This is a genomic window from Streptomyces sp. 7R007, from assembly GCF_054850255.1.
The window spans coordinates 90430-109244 of sequence record NZ_JBTWMV010000017.1; the positions used below are offsets into that span (position 1 = coordinate 90430).

Genomic DNA, 18815 nt, shown 5'->3' on the forward strand with positions numbered 1-18815 from the left:
GCGCAGCGGGAGGCGGAGCTTATGGCCATGCTGACAGAGGAACAGCGTCGACGGCGAGCCGCCAAACGTGCTCTGCGATCGGCGCTCGATGCCGAAGCGGATGAGCAGCGACGTCGCGAGCGGGATGAGCGATGGCAGCGAGAGGGTACGCACCTCAGTTGGGCGGAGTACGTGGCCGGTGAGCCATGTCGGGGTTGCGGAGAGCCCATGCAGGACGGGCTGGGAAGCTGGCCACCGCTCATGAAGTTCTCCGATGAAGAGAAGCGCGAGTATGAAGAAGCCGACCGGAGGTTCCGCGATCGGCACTCCGACTGCAGGGATGCACGGTGGAGCATCAGTGGTTCTCGGGTAACGCATTGCTGTTTCTGCTGCCCACCACCCCCTGTGGGGCCGAAGCAGATGAAGGACCTCGCCAGACTGTTCGCTTCCTGGCCATCGCAGGAAGAGCGTAAGAAAGACCTCGACACGTGGAACCTCACCCTCCGCTGCGACCACGTGGTCCCGCACATCCAGCATCGCGAAAACAGCTACGTTTCCGCCCGCGTCGTCGACTGCCCAGAATGTGGGGAGCGCCGCGGAGTGGTGAGCAGTGAGCGGGTAGGGCCGGCATACCAAGATGACGGGACCGTCCGTGACCGTGCGGAAGCTGATACGGAGCGGCTCGCTCAAGAACTGGCGGCTGCCAAGGCGAAGCTGGCCCGTCAGCAGAAAAATGCGGCGGCGACCCAGCGTCGCATCACCGAAATTCAGGAAGAGCTGAGTAGAGAGTCCTGATGCGAACTGCCCATCTGCTAGGTCACTCTTACGGAGCGCGTACGGGTCGACGCTCCGACAGTGGTCGTTCTAACCGTTCCGTGCCCACTTGGCTCCTTGCTGCCTCCAATCGGGCGTCAACGGCGGGCGCATCGGGCTTCTCGGATGCGGTTGATGAGACCGGCGTCCTTCTGGCACACGCACCCGGGAGTGGGAAGCCGGCGGTCGATCATCTGGTCGGGCCGAGGGCCGAAGCGGGTGTCGTACTCGATGCGTCGTGGAGGCCCGCTGACCAGGCCCGTGCTGCGTGCGATCCAGGCGCCGACGACCAGGCAGGCTGCCTGCTGGGCCACGAACGCGGCCGAAGGGCGGAAACCATCGTCCGTTCTACCGGTCAGCTCAGCAGAGTTGATCAGCCCACACACCGGCCGTCCGAGGAACTGCCTGACGAGCTTCCGCTGTTGAGCGCCCAGGCAATCCAGGTCCCGTTCGGTCAGCGGCTCCTGCCCGCGGGCGATTCGGGATAGCGGGAGCCCAGTCAGTTCATGCAGTCGCTGCTCCGCGCTCTTCCCGGTGTGGTCGACCTTGAAGTAGCAACGCAGGCAGGGGCCGGTGGGCAGTGCCTCGTGCAGAGCGACAGTGGTACCGACCGGGCCGCCGGTGCTGCCGTCCAGGGTGAGATCGGCGTGAAACCGCTGCAGGTCGTGCCGGGCCTCGACGCTGTCCAGTCCGCCGAGAACAATCCGGGGCCACGGCAGGGTGCCCGCATCGACGGCCTCGATGGAAGCCTGGATCGTCCCGTGGAACGGGGTCACCTCGACCCGCCGTAGGCGTGCGTCGATCAACCTCACCTTCGGCAGTCCCGCAACCGCGTCGGCCAGGGTACCGACGCTGTACGAGGTGACGTTCGGTTTCTCGAATACCTCCTTGTCCACGACAGTCAACTCGCCGGAGACTTGCAGCAGGTCAAGGACCAGGGCGATGCCGGTGCCGATCGCACCGCCCCCGCCCAGCAGCACCTGCTCCAGAGCGGGCAACGAGGGGATGACGATCCCGGGTTGCTCACCAGGGAAGACGGGGCAGAAATCCACCACTGGGGTCACCTGGAACTTGCCCTCCGGCAGGCCGGCAACGACCTTGAACGCCTCGCCGGCCAGCATCGCCGCAGTGAGGACCGCGCCCAGCCCGGTGCCGGGTGTGTTGAGGCGGGGGAAAGCATGGCCGGTGTGCCGCAGACGGACCCCGTGCCCGTCCGGCGCACCGGCCACCGCAGTACCCAGCGGTGGTGCGGTTCCCACGTGCAGGTGCAGCGACGCCTTGCCCTGCGCCTCGCCGATGCGGAGCGGCCGGTCGGGATCGATCTCGGTCGCCGTGTACACCAGCTTGCGAATGAGTTCGTCGTCGAGCCGTCCCAGTCCGCGGCCGGGATCCAGACTCAGCCGGACCGGCCACCGGCGCAAGTCCGCCGCCAGCACTTGGAGAGTCTCGGGGGCCGCGGGCAGGTGCCCGTCCGCGGTCAGGTGGATCGAGGTGGCCTCCATCCGCTCCCGGAGGGTCGCCTCTTCTACGCCGGCGGCCAGGCCGCCCAGGCGCAGGCTGCGGCTGTAGTCAGTACTCACGGACACCCTCCTCGTCGAATACCACCGTGTACATCGGGAGCAGCGCCGGGTCGACAACCGGAGCCGTGCAGGGCAGCCAGTCCTGCTCGAAACGCCACCACCCCCACAGCGCCGGGTCGGCGGGCGGCGCTGTGTAGGTTGGGACGACAGCGCTAACGAACCCCGGCACCCGCAAGGAGTACGCGCGGTCAGTCCGCGACAGGAAAGCCTCCTCGGGGTGCGAGTGGATCATCGCCCGCACCCGGTAGGACCGTTCCTCGGCGAAGGTGAACAGCCGGTCATACGCGACCGCGCTCACCGTGAACAGACCCGGAGCCCGCACGATCCCCGCCGTCCCGGCCACTGCCACGACCAGCACGCGCATGTCCGACTGCCCGGTCAGCAGCAGCGCGCCGGTTTCCTGGTCGGCCAGCCCGTGGCGCTGAATCTCCTTGAGCACCGGGTCGACCGCGCCGGCCGGCAGCACGAGATTCCTCGTGTCGGTGGTCATCCGGCACGCCTTCCGTCGACGCGATCGATGTCGTCCTGCACGTTCTCCACCACGTAGAGAAAGGGATTGCCGGTGCTCCGCCAGGAGTGCGGTCCGCTGCTCCACTCGGGGTGGAGCGTTTGGCCTTCGGCGGTGAACGGCTTGCACACGTCGCTGGAGGCGTAGCGGTAGCCATTCGCTTCCGGCCAGGCGCTCGCCGCTCCGACTTCGGAGGCACCGATCGACTCGACGAAGACGAGGGAGGGCGGCCGGTCCGGGTAGACCGTCCACTTGATCCGGGCGATGAACGCAGCGCGCTCACCGTTGTTCGGTTGCACCTCGGCCCAGAACAGACCATCGGGGTCCTGGTCGCGGTGGTGGAGGCGGCCGGCGGCCGAGGAGAGGAACTCCTCGACCGCCGGGACGTCGCCCGCCAGCCGCAGACGGCTCTCGAGATCCACGACTGCCTCCCGGGCTCTAGCCGTTGGTGGTCTCGGTGCGCAGCTTGAGGTGCAGGGCCTTGGCGTGCCCAGCCAGCTCACCCACCGTGGTCTCGGGCGGGACCTCGTGCCCGTCGTGGAACAGGTAGTAGCGGGTCGTGCCGTCGCCGGCGAAGCCGAAGGCGGTGAGGGTGTCGGACAGGACGCTCGTGGCGGTCACCTGCGGGGCGTAGTCGTGCTGGTACGGGTGCTCGGCGAGCGCGGAGGTCACCGTGATCTTGATGTCGTGGGGCTGGGGCATGCCGACCTCCTGGGTCGTTCAAGGGTTGCCGACTGAGCACCCTACTGATTCAGCAAAGCGTCACTGCGTCTGCAGTGACTCCAGTGTGATCACCCCCGGTTGATGCAGTCAAGCTTCATCGCCGCATTGCTGCGCGCTACGCTGCCCGTATGAGCGCCGACCGGAGCCAGCTCCCCTTCCCAGACCCCGAAACGACAGGACCAGACGCTGTCGAGCAGTTCGATATCGCCGAACTCGGACGCCTCCTGAAGGAACGCCGCGGTCCCCTCTCCCTCCGCCAGGCCGCCGCCGAAGCGGGCGTCAGCTTCAGCACCCTCACCCGGGTCGAAGCCGGCGCCCAACCCGACCTCGCCACCTTCACCCGCCTCTGTGCCTGGCTCGGCGTCTCCCCGAGCCGCTTCTTCACCCCGACCATCACCCGGCAGCTCTCGCCCCTCGACCAGGCCATCACCCACCTCCACGCAGACCCTCGTCTCACCGACGACGCGGCGAACAAGATCAGCTCTGTTCTGCGCGACCTCTACGACGCGCTCGCGAAGGAGGCGGTCCCCGCCGTACCCGCCCTTGCCTGCCACCTCCGGGCTGCCTCGGTGCTGCGTCCCGGCGTCCCCCAGCGGCTCGCCGACCTGCTCACCGACATGAACACCGAACTCGAACGACTCGTCGAAGCAGGCGAACTGTGACTCTCCCCCGAGGCTTCAAAGCCAACGCCGAACGTGAAGCCCTCCGACTGCGCCGCGAACTCAACCTGGGCGACACCGATGCTCTGAACGTCGATGACCTAGCCCACCACCTCAAGGTCAAGATCGTTAGCGCCGAGAAGCTCGTAAGCCGCACCCGCCTCGAAGAACTCGAACGGGTCCAGGCGTACGCCTTCTCCGCTGCGACCTTCCAGGTCTCCGGCAGGAACATCGTCGTCACCAACCCGCTCCGTACCCCGGGCCGCAGGGCCAGCGACGTGGCTCACGAGCTCTCCCACCTCGTCCTGAAGCATGACCTCACCGAGATTCGCGAGGTCAATGGCATGCCCTTCAGGACCTGCCGCCCCGACGAGGAAGAACAAGCCACCGCCTTTGGCGGAACACTTATGCTTCCCCGCCCCCTCCTGCTCAGCGCAGTCCGCCGCCAGTGGGGGCCGGCGCAGATCGCCGAGCACTACGGAGTGACCGAGGAAATGGCCCGGTACCGGTACAACACCACTGGCGTGGCCAAACAGGTCCGAAACCGCTGACGGTGCCGGAGGTACGCGCTGTCGGTATGCCGCTTACCGCCGGGACGTGGAGCGGGAGCAAGCAAGTACTTCGGCTGGCGGAAACAACAGGTGAGGGGCCTACCGAAGTCGGTAGGCGCCTCACCTGTTTCCGCGCGCGTGGCTCTCAGTCGGATGACTGCCTCGCATCGCCTCCGCCTGCTGTCGGACGTCGTGCAGTCACTCAGTCACACGGTGTAGAGCAGAGACAACGGCCGAGTCATCGGGCCGGGCCCGGCCGGGGGCGTGGTCAGCGTCAGTGGACGTCGACGAAGTTGCCCGGGGATGTGGTAGCCGCAGTGGTGGCCGTGCCGGCGAAGGCGTAGCGCCAGTAGTCGTCCGTCGGCGCCTCCACCGTGGTCTTCAGGCCTCCCGTGCTGCTGGTGGAGATCGTCTTCACCATCGCGTATCGGGACGTCACCTTCTTGCTGAACTGGAGCTTCACCTTTCCGGCATATCTGTGATAGCCCCCGGAGCTTCGCCGTCACCGTCGCGTCACGCACCACGGACGGCGACTTGGCGGCGTGCAGATCGACGCATCCCGTGCCGTCCGCGTGCTCGGCCCAGGCGGCTACCTTCCAGGCGCAGGCGAGGGCGTTCCGGTCGTGGCGGCTTCTTCGTCCGTGGCACCGCCGTGGGCGCGAGCACCGATGAAAACGTCACCAACGCCCCGCTCACCGCCACCCCCACGGGTTTTGGTACCGCCCGCCCAAAGGCCGGACATCAACTGCCCTCTGTCTCTTCCCCCGAGAGCCGACTCCCGGCTCATCCACCACACGAGTCGGTCAGCCCACTCGAAGGGTGAGGTGCTGGAGCCCGCGCTCGCTATCTGCCGCGCTGATTTGACACGCCGCCGGCCCGCCGCCAACCTAAGGATCATGACATCCATTTTCAATAGGGGTGGCCGTGCGCGTTGCCTTCGTAGGTAAAGGTGGAAGCGGGAAGACGACTCTGGCCGCTCTCTTCGCTCGGCGGCTGGCGGGCTCCGGGGCCCGGGTGTTGGCCGTTGACGGGGACATCAACCAGCACCTGGCGTACGCGCTCGGGCTGGGTGAAGGGGAGATGTTCGAGGGTGTGCCGCTCAGTGTGGGCGGGGGTGAGATCAAGGAGTACCTGCGGGGGGACAATCCGCGCGTGGCCTCCCGGGACGCCATGGTCAAGACGACTCCCCCGGGGCGCGGCTCGCGGCTCGTGCGGTTGCTCGGTGACGACGAGATCCATCGGCGGCACGTCCGGGAGGTGGGCGGTGTGCCGCTCATGGTCACCGGGGCCTTCGACGAGAGCGATCTCGGCGTGGCCTGCTACCACTCCAAGCTCGGCGCCGTCGAGCTCTACCTCAACCACCTGGTCGACGAACCCGGCGAGTACGTCGTCGTCGACATGACCGCCGGCGCCGACGCCTTCGCCTCCGGCCTCTTCACCCGCTTCGACATGACGTTCCTCGTCGCCGAGCCCACCCTCAAGAGTGTCGGCGTGTATCGGCAGTACCGCGACCACGCCGCCGAGTTCGACGTTCCGGTCGCCGTCGTCGGCAACAAGGTCACCGGTGAGGACGACCTCGCCTTTCTGCGACGGCACGTCGGTGACGCCCTCGTCGGGCACTGCACGCTGTCCGGTTACGTCCGGGCCCAGGAGCAAGGGCGTGCGGGGAGCGGGGAGTTGGAGTCGTGCAACGCCCTTGCCCTCGATCGGCTGCGTGCCGTCGTCGATGCCCGGACCAAGGACTGGGACGCCTTTCAGCGGCACGCCGTCCACTTCCATCTGCGCAACGCCGCCGCCTGGGGTGACAGGGCCACCGGGCTGGACCTCGCCTCCCAGGTCGATCCCGACTTCCGGCACGGGCCCGCCGCCCTCGCCGCCCTCGCCTGACCGGCGACAGCAGCAAAGCCATAGCGACAGCCATAGCAACAGCAACAGCAACAGCAACGAAGGGTTTCCCCTATGTCTCTCGACGTCTCCCCCCAGCTCCTCGCCGACGCCGAAAACGGTGACGTACGAGAAGAGGACTTCGTGGACACGGTGCGTACGTCGCTGCCGTATGCCTACGACCTCGTCTCCCGGCTCGCTCGCGAACTGCACGGCGGGCACGCCGTGTTCGCCGACAACCAGACCCCTCCGCCCTCCGAAAAGGAGCGCGGGCAGCTGTTGCGCGCGCTGTCCAGTGACGCCATCCGGGGCAGCCTGGAACGGCACTTCGGTGTCGCCCTCGCCTTCCAGAACTGCCACCGCGTCGCCGCCTTCCGGCCGGAGGCGCGCGGCGGCGAGACGTACGCCCGGTTCACGTCCCTGCGCGCCCAGGTCCTCAACCAGTCACCGGAGTTCCGGGACTGCTGAGCCGCCGCGAGGCTCAACGCCGGCGAGATCGTCCGCGTACAGGACGTCATGACTGCCGACGCAATCCGTGGCGGCCTCGTGACTGCCGCCTCGTCCCGTGCCCCGATAAAATCCCCCTGTGATCGAACTCGCAGAAGTGCTCCGGGAGTTGAGGCAGGAGCTGAACTCCGCCATGGCCGGTGCGGGGCCGGGACCGGTGCGGTTCGAGCTGGGGGAGGTGCAGGTCGAGGCGACGGTCGCCGTCGGGCGCAAGGCCGGAGCCACCGGCAAAGTGGGCTTCTGGGTCGTCGAGTTGGGGGCGGACGCGCAGGTCGAGGCGGCCCGCACGCATCGGATCAGCGTCACCATGCAGCCGAAACTCGTCACGCCGGAGGGGACGCACCTCAGCGTCCTCATCGGCGACCACGAAGCGGACGGGGAGCGCTGAGCACCGGGGGTCACCGACCTCCTGACGGGGGTGGAGAGGTGGCCGTACGCTGGTCGGCGACTGTCGGTGAGAGCTCGATGGCGACTGGTGGCGAGCGGGAGGTCACGGGGGTGGAAGGGCGCAGTCCTGCGCGGGTCCGCAACGAGTTGAAGGCCGACGTCGTCGACGTGCTCCAGGAGTCGGCCACGCTGCGGCACGCCTCCAGCGCCGACCTGCTGGTGAGCATGCTGGGCCAGGAACTGGGCTCGGTCGTGGAACCCCCGCGGGGCGAGATGCTGCGCCCCTGGCTGCTCCAACTCGTCGAGGCGTGCCTTCAGGTGCCCGACGGTCTGGCGTGCCTGGCGCGTTGTCTGCAGTACGTCGAGCAGCAGTCCGTCACCGTCACGGCGCTGCTGCGGCTCGTGGCCGAGTGGGAGGCCGTGGACTTCTTCGAGGGCGCGGACCTGCACGGACTGCGCCCCGCCCTGCAGGAGTTACGGTCCACGGCCGCCCTCATCGCCATGGCCCGCCGGGCCAGCCGCTCGCGCATCCAGGAGCTGCCCTCCTGGTGCGACACCGGCTGGTCGGTGTTCCTGTGGCTGGCCGGTGGCAACCGGGCCCCCCGGGAGCTGCCCGTGTGCATGGCGTTCCTGTCCCTGGCCGCCGACCAGCTGGTGCAGGACGGGCAGCGGGGCACCGCCGAGGAGCTGCGCCGCTGGAACCGCCGGCAGGCCATCCACTGGGGCCTCGAGAACACGATGGCCGACTGGCAGCGCAGCGACGTCATCGAGCCGGAACCCTCGCTGATGCCCGCGTACCTGATGATCCAGTTCGAGCCCGACGGCGTGGATCCCGACCGCTACTACCTCTCCCACTGGCGCCAGTCGGACGCCGAGGGCTGGCACCCCGTCCCGGGCGAGATCCTGCACCTGCACCGCGACGAGCTTCCGGCCCAGGTCGAGACGCTCATCGAGCAGACCGAGGAACGCTGGTCCGACCTGCGCCAGTCCGTGGTCCTGGAGTTCATTCTTCCGTGGGAACTGCTGGGCGAACCGGTGGAGTGGTGGCACAAGGAGTCGGACTCCGGTGCTCCGACCCCCCTGGTGATGGACTACACGGTGCTGGTGCGCAGTTTCGAACGGCTGCGCAAGGCGGCCTGGCACCGCCCGTGGCACAACAAGTGGCGCCTGTACAAGGAGCGTCCGGCCGAGACGCACGCGCGCTGGGGCGACGAGGAGAGCTCCCACTTCCTCCTGGAGCACACGCTCAAGGACGACGAGCACGCCTTCTGCCTGGTGCTCAGCGAACCGCCCGGCACCGACTCCCCCTCCAGCTGGCACGAGTACCTGGCCGGGCTGAGAGCCGGGGTTCCGGCCATGATCTGGCATCGCGGCGACTGTTCGGACCCCGCCTTCCGGGAGGCGGTGGCCGACATCGTGCAGGAGCGGGGGCTGGGCAGCCTGCTGGAGCGGACCGGCAAGTGGCGCAAGAAGGCCCTGAAGGCCGGGCCGGAGGGCTGGGACGGCCATGTCGGACGGCATCTGGCCATCCTGCTCGACGACCCGGAGCGCAGGCCCGGCCCACCGGAGCGCGACCCCGCGCCGGTGACGCCGTGAACGGGCGCCGGGCCGCGCGCCACGGGCAGGCCGGAAGGCAAGTGCGGGGACCCGTGCAGTGGCCAGTGCGGGAGCGAGTGCGGGAGCGGTTGCGTGAGCGAGTGCGGAGGCGGGCACAGGGGCGAGTAAAGGGGGCACGGGGGGCACACATGTGCGGATCGGGCGGCCTCCCCCGGGCCCGACGCCACCCGTCGCTGCCCTGTGCATCCAGTCGTCCAGGGCGGTTTCGGGGTGCCCTGACTGCCTCTAACATGCTCTTGCGACCGCCGGGCGCCCGCACCCGCGCGCACTTGCTCCGCCAGCGAACCCACTGCAAGGCTTTGACCGTGGATGTCACGCATTCCCGGGGTCTGCGCGACTCCCCGGCCCTCTCACCGTCACGCCGACGATTCGAGAGCACACATGCACGATGACGATGGGCAGCGACCGGCACAGGAGCGGGCACGTCGTGAAGCCGCGCATGTCCTGAGCCGGCTCGGCCGGCCGGACGGGCAACAGCCAGCGGAAGCGGTTCTCGTCGTCGACACCCACCCGACCATGAAGGTGTGGGCCGAAGCCGTCGCCGAACTGACCGACGAACTCACGCAGGCCGGGAACTTCACCCGGGTGCGGGTGCTACGGCTGCCCGGTACCGACGAGACCGACCACGCCCGCGTCAAAGCCGCCCAGCAGGACCCGCTCGGCCCTAACCCGGCCCACGCGCACCGCGTGGTCCTCGTGCTCACCGACGCCCTCGCGGCCGGCTGGCGACTGGGCGCCGTACAGCCCCTGCTGCGGGAGTGGGCGCGCGCCTGCCCCGTCGCCGTCGTCCACCTGCTCCCCCCGCACCTGTGGTTCCGCACCGGCCTCGACGTCCACCGCATCCGCCTGCGCGCCCCGCACGCCTGGGCCGCCAACCGCACCTGGGACTGGGAGGAGCGCGCCGCCCTGACCGGGTTAGCCGACGACGACGGATCCGGCGGCGAGGCGCAGCGCGGCGCCGTCGTCGTGCCCGTGCTCGCCCTCACCCACCGCTGGGCCCAGGCCCTGACCCGGCTGGTCGCCGGACCCGAGCCCGAATGGCTGGACCTGTCCGCCATCCAGGCCCGCGAGTGGAAGAGCCGGCCCGACGCCGCCCGCGCCCTGCCCTGGACGGCCGAGGACGTGCCGGACCCGCACAGCACCGTGCCGGCCGTGGAGCGCGTCTCCGACTTCCGGGCCGCCGCCAGCCCCACCGCCTTCACCCTCGCCACCCGGCTGGCCGCCGCCCCGCTCAGCGTGCCCGTCATCCGCGAGGTCACCCGGTCCACACCCGGCGCGACCCCGGTGCACGTCTCCGAACTGCTGATGAGCGGACTCGTCCGGCCCACCCGTACGGACGGCGAGGGTCCGGCCGACGTGGTCTTCACCTTCGCGCCCGACATCCGCGAGGAACTCCTCGCGCTGGGCCGCCGCAGCGCGACCGCTCGGGTGATGCGCGACGTACGCCGTGTGCTGCACGAGGACCGGGCCACCCGGTCCCTGCTGCCGCCCCCCACGGAACCCCTGGACAGTCTGCTGATGCCTTCGGCGGACAGCGCCAACATCGGGTTCCTTCGGGTGGAGCTGACCGCCCTGCGGGCGCTGTCGGGGATCTACGGCCAACGCGCCGATATTTTGGCGCAGGTGCTCAGCTCGCACGACCGGCGTTACGCAGTGAGCCTGGAGAAACGACCACGTACCTCGACGGGCCTGGAGCGGTCCGCGTCCGAAGGAGCCTCTCAGATGTCGACAACGCCCCAGCGGACCGTGGAGGGGGACCGCACCACGCAGCCCCGCGTCTGGGGGAACCTGCCGCCTCGCAATCCGAACTTCACCGGCCGCGCCGAACTGCTGGAGCTGCTCGACCAGCGCCTGCGGGAGGGCACGACGACGGTGCTGCCGGAGGCGATCCACGGCATGGGCGGTGTCGGCAAGACGCAGCTCGCCATCGAGTACGCCTACCGCCACCAGTCGGAGTACGACATCGTGTGGTGGATCCCCGCCGAGCGGCCGGGCCAGATCGGGCAGGCGCTCGTGGAACTCGCCCAGCGTCTCGGCCTGGTGACCACCGCCGAGGCCAACATCGCCGGCCCCGCGGTCCGGGAGGCGCTGCGCGAGGGGCGGCCGTACTCCCGCTGGTTGCTTATTTTCGACAACGCCGACAACCCGGAGCAGGTCCGCCACTACTTCCCGCAGGGCGGCAACGGCACCATCCTGGTCACCTCCCGCAACCGGCGCTGGGGCCAGGTGGGCCGGTCCCTGGAGGTCGACGTGTTCACCCGCGAGGAGAGCAAGGAGCTGCTGCGCCGCTCCGGGCCGCCGCTGCGGGACGAGGAGGCCGACGCGCTGGCCGAGGCGCTGGGCGACCTGCCGCTGGCCCTGGAGCAGGCGGCCGCCTGGCGGGCGGAGACCGGGATGCCCGCCTCGGAGTACCTGCGGCTGTTCGAGAACAAGCGCATCGAACTCCTCGAGGTGGCCCCGCCGCCGGACTACCAACTGCCCGTCGCCGCCGCCTGGAACGTATCGCTGGACCACCTGGAGACCCGCAGCCCGGCCGCCCTGCGGCTGCTGCAGCTGTGCTCCTACTTCGCCCCCGAGCCGATCTCGCGGTCCATCTTCTCGGGTCTCGGAAACAGCAGCATCTTCCCGGAGCTGGACGCGGCGCTGAACGACCCGATCAAACTGGCGCGCGCGATAAGGGAGGTGAACCGCTACTCGCTCGCCCGTATCGATCACCGTACGAACTCCATCCAGATGCACCGCCTGGTCCAACTCGTCCTGAACAACCGGATGGCTCCCGAGGAGCAGTCGCGCATGCGCCATGGCGTCCACACCCTTCTGGCCGCCGCCGACCCGAAGGCTCCGGAGGACCCGGCGAGCTGGCCCCGGTACGCGGAGCTGTACAGCCACGTCATCGCCTCGGACGCCATCAAGTCCGACCAGCCCTGGGTGCGCCAACTGGTCCGCAACATCGCCGAATACCTGTACCGCTGGGGTGAACACGACGCGTCGCTCGACTTCTCCAAGCAGGCGTGGGAGTCCTGGCTCACCATCTTCGGCGAGGAGGACCAGCAGACGCTGCTGATGGGGCAGTGGCTGTGCTTCACCTACTGGGCGGTGGGCCGGTTCGACGACGCGGCGCAGCTGGTCACCCATCTGCGGGAGGTCTACGAGCGCACGGCACCGGCCGAGGGCGAGGACACCCGCGAGGACGCGCTCGACGCCCTTCAGCTGGAAGCGGCCGTACGCCGGGTCGAGGGCAGGTTCGCCACCGGCGCCGAACTGGACCGGATCGCGTACGAGCGGGCCCGCAGGGCATTCGGCGAGGAAGACCCGACGACGCTGAACATCTCCCACAATCTGGGCGTGAGCCTGCGCCTGATCGGTGACTTCCGGCAGGCCCTGGACCTCGACAGGCGCACCCTGGCCGAGAAGCTGCGGCTGTTCGGCCGGGACGACCGGCGCACCCTGCACACCGAGACGCACGTCGCCATCGATGTGCGCGAGACCGGCGACTACGTGGGTGCGCGCGCGCTGCAGGAATCGGTGCTGACGTCCTTCCGGGCCGTTTTCGGGGAGGAGAACCCCAACACGATCGAGGCGACGCGCCAGCTCAGCGAGGCCTGCCGCAAAGAAGGCGACCATACGCGGTCGCTGGAGCTGGCCACCGAGGCGCACGCCAAGTTCGTACGCCGCTACGGCGAGACCCACCCCCAGTCCCTGGCCGCGGCGCTCACCCTCGCGATCGCGCTGCGTCAGAACGGCGACCTGCAGGCGGCCCGCACCCGGGGCGTCAAGGCGAGCGAGGGGTACCGGCAGATCTACGACCCCCACCACCCGCACGTGCTGTCCGCCGACGTCAACCTCGCGGTGACCCTGCGCCTGCTCGGCAAGGCGGAGGAGGCGCGGCGCCTGGACGAGGCGGCGCTCGGCTCGCTCACCGACCGGCTCGGCGCGGGGCACCCGCTCGCCCTCATCTGCTCCATCAACCTCGCCAGCGACCTGGCCGCGCTCGGCCACCACGAGGAGGCGCGGCGCCGGGGCGAGGACGCGCTGGCCCTGTGCCGGACCACCTTCGGGGAGGACCATCCGACCACGCTGGCGTGCGCCGGCAACCTGTCGCAGGACCTGGTCTCCGTGGGGGCGGAGGCGCAGGGCACGGCGTTGCGGGAGGACACGCTGGAGCGGATGGAGCGGGTCCTGGACGCGCCGCGGCTGCGGGCGGAGCAGGGCAGTCCGCATCCGGCGACGGTGCAGTTCCGGGACCGGCAGCGGGCGAACTGCGACATCGATCCGCTGCCGTTGTGAGTGAGGGCTGGGTTCCGCCGGCCACGAGTGCGGCGGCAACCGGGCGGGTCGCGCGGTTCCCCGCGCCCCTTATGGCGTGGCCGGCTCCGCCAGCCAGGCTGCCAGGTCGACCGGATCCGCCGTGCCGGTCGTCGTGGCGGCCAGGGCCTCCTGGAGCGCCCGGGCCCGTTCCGGGAAGGTGAGGAGCAGCGTGGACGCCCGTGCCCGGGTGCTGTCCTCGGACAGGGCCCGGCCCAGGCCCACCCAGGCCGAGACCGGCGAACCCTTGCCGGTGAGCTGGGCGGTGAAGGCGGCGCGGGCGGCGGCGTGGTCCCCGCGGGCGAGCAGGATCTCGGCCTCGTCGGCACCCTCGACGCGCCCCGCCTCCTGCCAGGGGCCGTCGGGCTCGGTGAGGAAGTGGCGGGCCAGGACGGCGGCGCTGTCGAGGTGGCGGACCTCGGTGTCGGGGGCCAGGGCGGGGCGGGCGGACAGGGCGGCGGGCGGGCAGGGGGCGCCGTTCTGCCAGGCGCGTACCGCTTCGGCGACGGCCCCGGACGGCGGGCGCAGGTGGTGGGCGCGCCAGCGGGCCTGGTGGTCGTTCGCGGCCTCCCGGGCGAGCCGCAGGGGGAGGGCGGGTACGTCGTCGGTCAGCCACCGTGCGCAGCGCTCGGCCAGCGCCTCCACGACGGTCCGTCCCAGCGGGGTCAGCCGGTCGTGGTCGCGTACGGCGTCCAGCGCGGTCCACACCTGGGTGCGCCACAGCGCGAACTCGAAGTGGGCCAGCGGGGCGTACGCCGGGTCGGCGGTGTGCCGGTGGGCGCGCCAGAAGCGGGTGACGCCGAAGAAGGCGTAGATGCCCTGGATCAGGCCGCCCAGGGGGCGGGGGTCGTCGCGCCAGGGGGCGTAGAACAGCTCTTCGTGCCCGGGTCCGTCCGGGGGCGGGTCGATCAGCGGGCCCAGGTGCATCAGGCCGCCCAGCTTGGTGTGCTGGAACTCGTGGACCAGGGTGGCGGCGAGCTGCGGCACGTCGTCCGGGCTGGACGCGGTGACCCCGCCGAACGCGTCACCGGCCGTGCTGCTGTGCGGCCGAAACCTTTCTCTGGTCGGGGTGGGCGCCAGCGAGACCAGTCCTCGGCGCATCGCGCGGGCGGTCTCGGGCTCGTCGCGCAGCAGTACGTCCCAGGCACCGTCCAGCAGGGTCTGCCAGCGTTCCGCCTCGGCCGGCGACAGCGGCCGGGGCTCACTCGGGCGGGGGAAGGTGCGATAGGGGTCCAGCTCCTCCAGGACCAGGGGCTTCGCGGACTCGCCCGTGCCCAGCACCAGCCGCCGCACCGGCAGCCAGCCCGGCCCGCGCCGGTCCCACCCCGGCCCCACCTCCACCGTCCCGCGCGCACCCGTGATCCGCAGCCGGCCCGCGCGTCCCTCGACCAGGGCGGTGCTCCACGGCTCCTTCTCCGGCAGCACCGCACAGCCCAGCGTCGGCAGCGGCACCCGGCCGCCCCGCGCCGGCACGCTGATCGAGAAGTCCAGTCCCGCCCGGGCCGCGGCGGCGGCCGCCAGCGCGGCGAGGTGGCCCACGACCACCCGGAACGGGGCGTCCTCGTAGGCCCGGCCCCTGAGCCGGCGGACGGCGAGGGACACCCACATGCCGGTGTTGGGCGACATCAGGACGTCCTCGAAGGCGTCGGGCGCCTGCCGCTGGACGCGTTCCAGCAGGGTCCATGCCTGCGCGTACGACGCCGGGGCGTCCGCCCGCCGTACGCCGTTGTCCAGGGCCCGCAGCAGCAACAGCCGCCGGCTGCGCTCCGCGCGCAGCAGCTCGTCCACGACCCGCTCGTCGCCCTCGCCGCGTGCCAGGGCCAGCACGTCGGCCGCCGGGAGCCGGTGTAACGGAAGGTGCTTTCCCGTCGTGGCGTCAACGGCCACGGGTCCCCCACAGCACCGTGCCGGTCTCCTCGGTCGCGTCAGTCGAAGCGGGAAGGGTTGTACGACAGCGTGATCGCCTGGGGCCCGTCGAGGTGGTGCAGCAGCGACTCCAGCGACCGGGCGAACTCGGCGTCGTCCATGGAGCGCAGCGCTTCAAGAGAGACCCCCGAGAGATCGACGAGACCGGACTCGACGGCAGGCATCGGTTGCTCCACGGCTGCCAAGTCCCCTCCCGTAACCGCCAGTCAGCGCTGTCTTGCCTCAACCATCATGACCCAGCGGGGCACGCGGCGAAACCCCGTGTCCCCGGCGCGGCGCGAGATCGAGTCAGCCGTAGCGCCACGTCAGTCGGGGGCACCCGGCGCGTACCGCCGCGCAAGCTCGCCCGCCACCCGCTCGACGCGTTCCGCCTCCATCGACGGCCCCTCCAACAGACGCACCGCCTCCAGCAGTTGGTTCAGCGCGCCCGGGTAGCGCAGGCAGGTGCGCACGACGCCGAAGACGTCCATCCGCAGTCTGGGGTCGCGGGGGCTGTTGGCGGCGACGCGCGGGTCGATGCTGTCGAGGAGGAGGGACATGCCGTTCGGGCCGCGCAGCAGCGGGAGGGCCGTCAACGCGTCGACCAGACCGGCGAGTTCGCGCAGCGGCAGGTCGGCGGGCAGGCCGGCCAGGACGACGACCGGGTGCGGGGCGCCGGTGACGTCGGCGAGGGCGAGTTCGGAGCGTGGGGGCAGGCCGGGGCAGCGCCGGAGCAGTTCCAGTTCCGCCGGGGACAAAAGGTCGTACCAGCGTTCCACCCGGCGGGCCGCCAGCCTGCCCAGGCCGTCGGAGCGGTGGTGGGCGCTGACGACGCCGACCAGGGCGCCGTCGCACCACACCGCGGCCCCCGACATGCCCTCCCAGGGGGAGCGTCCCGGTGCGGCGTCGTCGGCGGGCGGTTCGACGACCAGCTCCAGGGTGCCCTCGCGGCGGTTGGACAGCACCGAGATCGTGCCGCGGACATGGCAGGAGTCGCGGTACACGGCCTGCGTGGGCCCGGGGTCCTTGCGGAGTTTGAACCGGGGGAAGCCGACCGCGCTGAACCGCAGGTCCGCGTCGGCCTCCGGCACGGCGGCATAGCGCGGCGGGGTGACGGGAGGCAGACCGGGCGGCACCCCCGTGAACTCCAGCAAGGCGACGTCGGCCGGTTCGTTCAGCAGGGCCACCCGGCCGGTCGCGCTCCACTCCCCCGGCCGGTCGGCGTCGAAGCGGACGCGGACCGCGGTGGTGGGGCCCGTGACGACGTGGGCGGCCGTCAGGACGCAGGCCGGGCCCACCCGGTAGCCGGAACCGCGCCGGCCGGGCAGGTCTCCCGGCCGTTCCACGATGATCTCGGCTACCCGGTCCGCCTCCAGGCCCCGCACCGTCCCCGACCCCCGCACCGGCTCCGTCACACGCCCCCCTTACCCGCGCCGCCGCGCCGGTACGCGGAGGGGTCAGTTGTTCCAGCTCTCGTCGTACGGGTCCGCCGGGGTCGGGACCGGTTTGGCGGAGGTCACCCGCAGGTACGGGATCGGGCCGTTGTTCACCGGGTCCTTGGTGCGCTCGGCGGTGTACGTGCCCGTCACCTGGAGCCACTTGTCCGGTTGCAGCACCGGGGGGATGTGCCCCGTCAGCGCGATCTTCACCGGCTGGGCGTCGGCGGCACAGCAGTTGAGGGCCATGCGCACCAGGTAGGGGGCGCCCGTGCGGTCCAGCGCGACGAAGCCGGTGACGTGGATGGGGCGGCCGGTGAGGTGGCGGCCGTGATCGTAGACGGCGCGGCTCGCGTAGTCGACCACCGTGAGGTTCAACGGGCCGCTCGCGGGCAGTGAGTTGTAGCCGTACGGCTGCTGCAGGGCCGTTCCGGTGCGCATCGCGCTGTACGAGCCGAGGGCCGGCGGGGCGACCAGGATGAGGGCGAGGAGGGGCAGGACGAGAAGCCAGGAGATGCGGGGTTCGCGGTGGACGTGCCCCTCGTGCCCCTCGTGCCCCTCGTGCGCCTCGTGCTCGTCGTGAGTTTCGTGGCCATCATGGTCGTGCGGCTCTTCGTGCTTGCGCGCCCGCCACTCGTACCAGACCGTCGCCAGCGATGCCGCGATCAGCACCGCTCCCGACAGGAGCAGCAGGGGTTGCAGGCCCGCCTTCACGTAGCGCAGGTACAGGTCCGTGGAGCCCGCGTGCAGCAGCGCCGCGCCCGTCAGGAACAGGACCGCCGCCTGTGCCTGCCGGTTCACAGCAGTACCGCCCCGGTCAGGACCGCCCCGGCGATCGCGAGGGCGAAGGTGGCGGGGGCGAAGCGCAGCGCGAAGCCCCGGCCGAAGGTGCCCGCCTGCATCGCGAACAGCTTCAGGTCGATCATCGGGCCCACCACCAGGAACGCCAGCTTCGCCGTCAGCGAGAACTGCGTCAGCGACGCCGCCACGAACGCGTCCGCCTCCGAACAGATCGACAGCAGTACGGCGAGCACGGCCAGCGCCAGGATCGCCACGAAGGGGTTGTCCGCCGCCGTCCGCAGCCAGCTCGCCGGAGCCACCGCCTTCAGCGTCGCCGCGGCCATCGCGCCCAGGACCAGGAAACCGCCCGCGTGCATCACGTCGTGCCGCACCGAACCCCAGAACGCGGCGCCCTTGCCCTGGCCCTCGTGGTGCGGCCGCTCAGGCGGGCGCAGCCAGTCGGTGCGGCCCAGGCGGTGCCACAGCCAGCCCATCACGCAGGCGACCAGCAGGCTCGCCACGAAGCGGGCCAGGACCATCTCCGGGTCGCGGGGGAAGGCCACGGCGGTCGCGGTGAGCACGATCGGGTTGATCGCGGGCGCGGAGAGCAGGAAGGCGAGGGCCGCGGCGGGGGTCACGCCCCGGCGCACCAGGGCGCCGGCCACCGGGACGGACGCGCACTCGCAGCCCGGGAGCACCGCACCCGCCATTCCGGCGACCGGGACGGCCAGTGCGGGCCTGCTCGGCAGGGCGCGGGCGAAGAACGACGGCGGTACGAAGACGGCGATCGCCGCCGAGAGCAGGACGCCGAGGACGAGGAAGGGCAGCGCCTGGACCAGCACCGCCACGAACACCGTCATCCAGCTCTGCATGACCGGTGCGGACAGGGCCCCTCGGATGGGGTCCTGGAGCAGCACCAGCAGGAGCAGGACCAGGATGAGCAGGAGGGAGGAGGAGGATGAGGAGGATGAGGAGGATGAGGAGGATGAGGAGGATGAGGAGGAGGTGGCATGAGCGGCCGCGCCGGGTGCCGGGTCCGGCCGGGGCGCCGGAGTCGACGGGGGCGGTGGTGCGTCGGGCGGCTGCGCCGTCTCCGGCGGTCTCGGCTCCGACGGCGGTGCTGCTTTGGTGAGGGCCACGGGCGAGATACCTCCGGTGCTGCGGCGGGCGCGGTCTCCCTC

General features: G+C 70.8%; 18 protein-coding genes. 8 read left to right on the forward strand and 10 right to left on the reverse strand.

The genetic code is table 11. The features are described 5' to 3' along the window. Positions 1–207: 207 nt before the first annotated feature. The gene (locus tag ACYF6T_RS23020; protein WP_450336226.1) at positions 208–774 is read left to right on the forward strand and encodes a hypothetical protein; all 567 of its coding nucleotides are present in this window, start codon (positions 208–210) and stop codon (positions 772–774) included. A 116-nt stretch (positions 775–890) separates the two neighbouring features. Here the strand turns inward: ACYF6T_RS23020 and ACYF6T_RS23025 are convergent, their stop codons facing one another. From ACYF6T_RS23025 to ACYF6T_RS23040, 4 genes are read right to left on the reverse strand one after another with little or no spacing between them, the layout of a single operon-like run. Beyond that, positions 891–2372 carry a ThiF family adenylyltransferase gene (locus tag ACYF6T_RS23025; protein ID WP_461698696.1) on the reverse strand — a complete coding sequence of 494 codons (1482 nt, stop codon included), beginning with the start codon at positions 2370–2372 and terminating at the stop codon, positions 891–893. Then, positions 2362–2862: a hypothetical protein gene (locus tag ACYF6T_RS23030; RefSeq protein WP_127432693.1), complete on the reverse strand. Its 501-nt coding sequence runs from the start codon at positions 2860–2862 to the stop codon at positions 2362–2364. The genes ACYF6T_RS23025 and ACYF6T_RS23030 overlap by 11 nt, the downstream gene beginning before the upstream one ends. Continuing rightward, positions 2859–3302 carry a hypothetical protein gene (locus tag ACYF6T_RS23035; RefSeq protein ID WP_461698697.1) on the reverse strand — a complete coding sequence of 148 codons (444 nt, stop codon included), beginning with the start codon at positions 3300–3302 and terminating at the stop codon, positions 2859–2861. The genes ACYF6T_RS23030 and ACYF6T_RS23035 overlap by 4 nt, the downstream gene beginning before the upstream one ends. A gap of 16 nt (positions 3303–3318) precedes the next feature. After that, entirely contained in the window at positions 3319–3582 is a 264-nt protein-coding gene (locus ACYF6T_RS23040; protein ID WP_461698698.1) for a hypothetical protein, read from the reverse strand. A gap of 149 nt (positions 3583–3731) precedes the next feature. On the opposite strand from ACYF6T_RS23040, the gene ACYF6T_RS23045 reads away from it, so the two are divergent. After that, positions 3732–4265 (forward strand): helix-turn-helix domain-containing protein, encoded by a 534-nt coding sequence (locus ACYF6T_RS23045; RefSeq protein ID WP_361986632.1) that lies wholly within the window; start codon positions 3732–3734, stop codon positions 4263–4265. Continuing rightward, the gene (locus ACYF6T_RS23050; protein ID WP_185931255.1) at positions 4262–4813 is read left to right on the forward strand and encodes an ImmA/IrrE family metallo-endopeptidase; all 552 of its coding nucleotides are present in this window, start codon (positions 4262–4264) and stop codon (positions 4811–4813) included. The genes ACYF6T_RS23045 and ACYF6T_RS23050 overlap by 4 nt, the downstream gene beginning before the upstream one ends. 274 nt (positions 4814–5087) lie before the next feature. Here ACYF6T_RS23050 and ACYF6T_RS23055 read toward each other — a convergent pair whose 3' ends face one another. Next, complete coding sequence (locus ACYF6T_RS23055; protein WP_461698699.1) at positions 5088–5276, reverse strand: hypothetical protein; 189 nt, start codon at positions 5274–5276, stop codon at positions 5088–5090. Between the two features lie 461 nt (positions 5277–5737). Here ACYF6T_RS23055 and ACYF6T_RS23060 point away from each other — a divergent pair, with 461 nt between their 5' ends. The 5 genes from ACYF6T_RS23060 (at position 5738) to fxsT (ending at position 13495) form a co-directional block, all read left to right on the forward strand. Next, positions 5738–6700, forward strand: coding sequence for an ATP-binding protein (locus ACYF6T_RS23060; RefSeq protein WP_461698700.1), 963 nt, complete (start codon positions 5738–5740; stop codon positions 6698–6700). Between the two features lie 72 nt (positions 6701–6772). Then, complete coding sequence (locus tag ACYF6T_RS23065) at positions 6773–7165, forward strand: SCO5389 family protein (RefSeq protein WP_461698701.1); 393 nt, start codon at positions 6773–6775, stop codon at positions 7163–7165. A gap of 118 nt (positions 7166–7283) precedes the next feature. Beyond that, positions 7284–7592: a trypco2 family protein gene (locus ACYF6T_RS23070; RefSeq protein ID WP_461698702.1), complete on the forward strand. Its 309-nt coding sequence runs from the start codon at positions 7284–7286 to the stop codon at positions 7590–7592. Between the two features lie 77 nt (positions 7593–7669). Next, complete coding sequence (locus ACYF6T_RS23075; RefSeq protein WP_461698703.1) at positions 7670–9187, forward strand: VMAP-C domain-containing protein; 1518 nt, start codon at positions 7670–7672, stop codon at positions 9185–9187. A gap of 402 nt (positions 9188–9589) precedes the next feature. Beyond that, positions 9590–13495 carry an FxSxx-COOH system tetratricopeptide repeat protein gene (gene fxsT, locus ACYF6T_RS23080; RefSeq protein ID WP_461698704.1) on the forward strand — a complete coding sequence of 1302 codons (3906 nt, stop codon included), beginning with the start codon at positions 9590–9592 and terminating at the stop codon, positions 13493–13495. A gap of 69 nt (positions 13496–13564) precedes the next feature. Here fxsT and ACYF6T_RS23085 read toward each other — a convergent pair whose 3' ends face one another. From ACYF6T_RS23085 to ACYF6T_RS23105, 5 genes are all read right to left on the reverse strand, one after another. After that, a complete protein-coding gene (locus tag ACYF6T_RS23085; RefSeq protein WP_461698705.1) occupies positions 13565–15400 on the reverse strand; it encodes an HEXXH motif domain-containing protein in 1836 nt (611 codons plus the stop codon). 38 nt (positions 15401–15438) lie between these two features. Further along, entirely contained in the window at positions 15439–15603 is a 165-nt protein-coding gene (locus ACYF6T_RS23090; RefSeq protein ID WP_461698706.1) for a hypothetical protein, read from the reverse strand. Positions 15604–15744: 141 nt separating this feature from the next. Next, positions 15745–16833, reverse strand: a complete 1089-nt coding sequence (locus ACYF6T_RS23095; RefSeq protein WP_461698707.1) for an effector-associated domain 2-containing protein — start codon at positions 16831–16833, stop codon at positions 15745–15747. A 42-nt stretch (positions 16834–16875) separates the two neighbouring features. After that, on the reverse strand, positions 16876–17655 hold the full coding sequence (locus tag ACYF6T_RS23100; protein WP_461698708.1) for a TIGR03943 family putative permease subunit: 780 nt from the start codon (positions 17653–17655) through the stop codon (positions 16876–16878). Continuing rightward, complete coding sequence (locus ACYF6T_RS23105) at positions 17652–18773, reverse strand: permease (protein ID WP_461698709.1); 1122 nt, start codon at positions 18771–18773, stop codon at positions 17652–17654. The genes ACYF6T_RS23100 and ACYF6T_RS23105 overlap by 4 nt, the downstream gene beginning before the upstream one ends. Positions 18774–18815 lie beyond the last annotated feature (42 nt).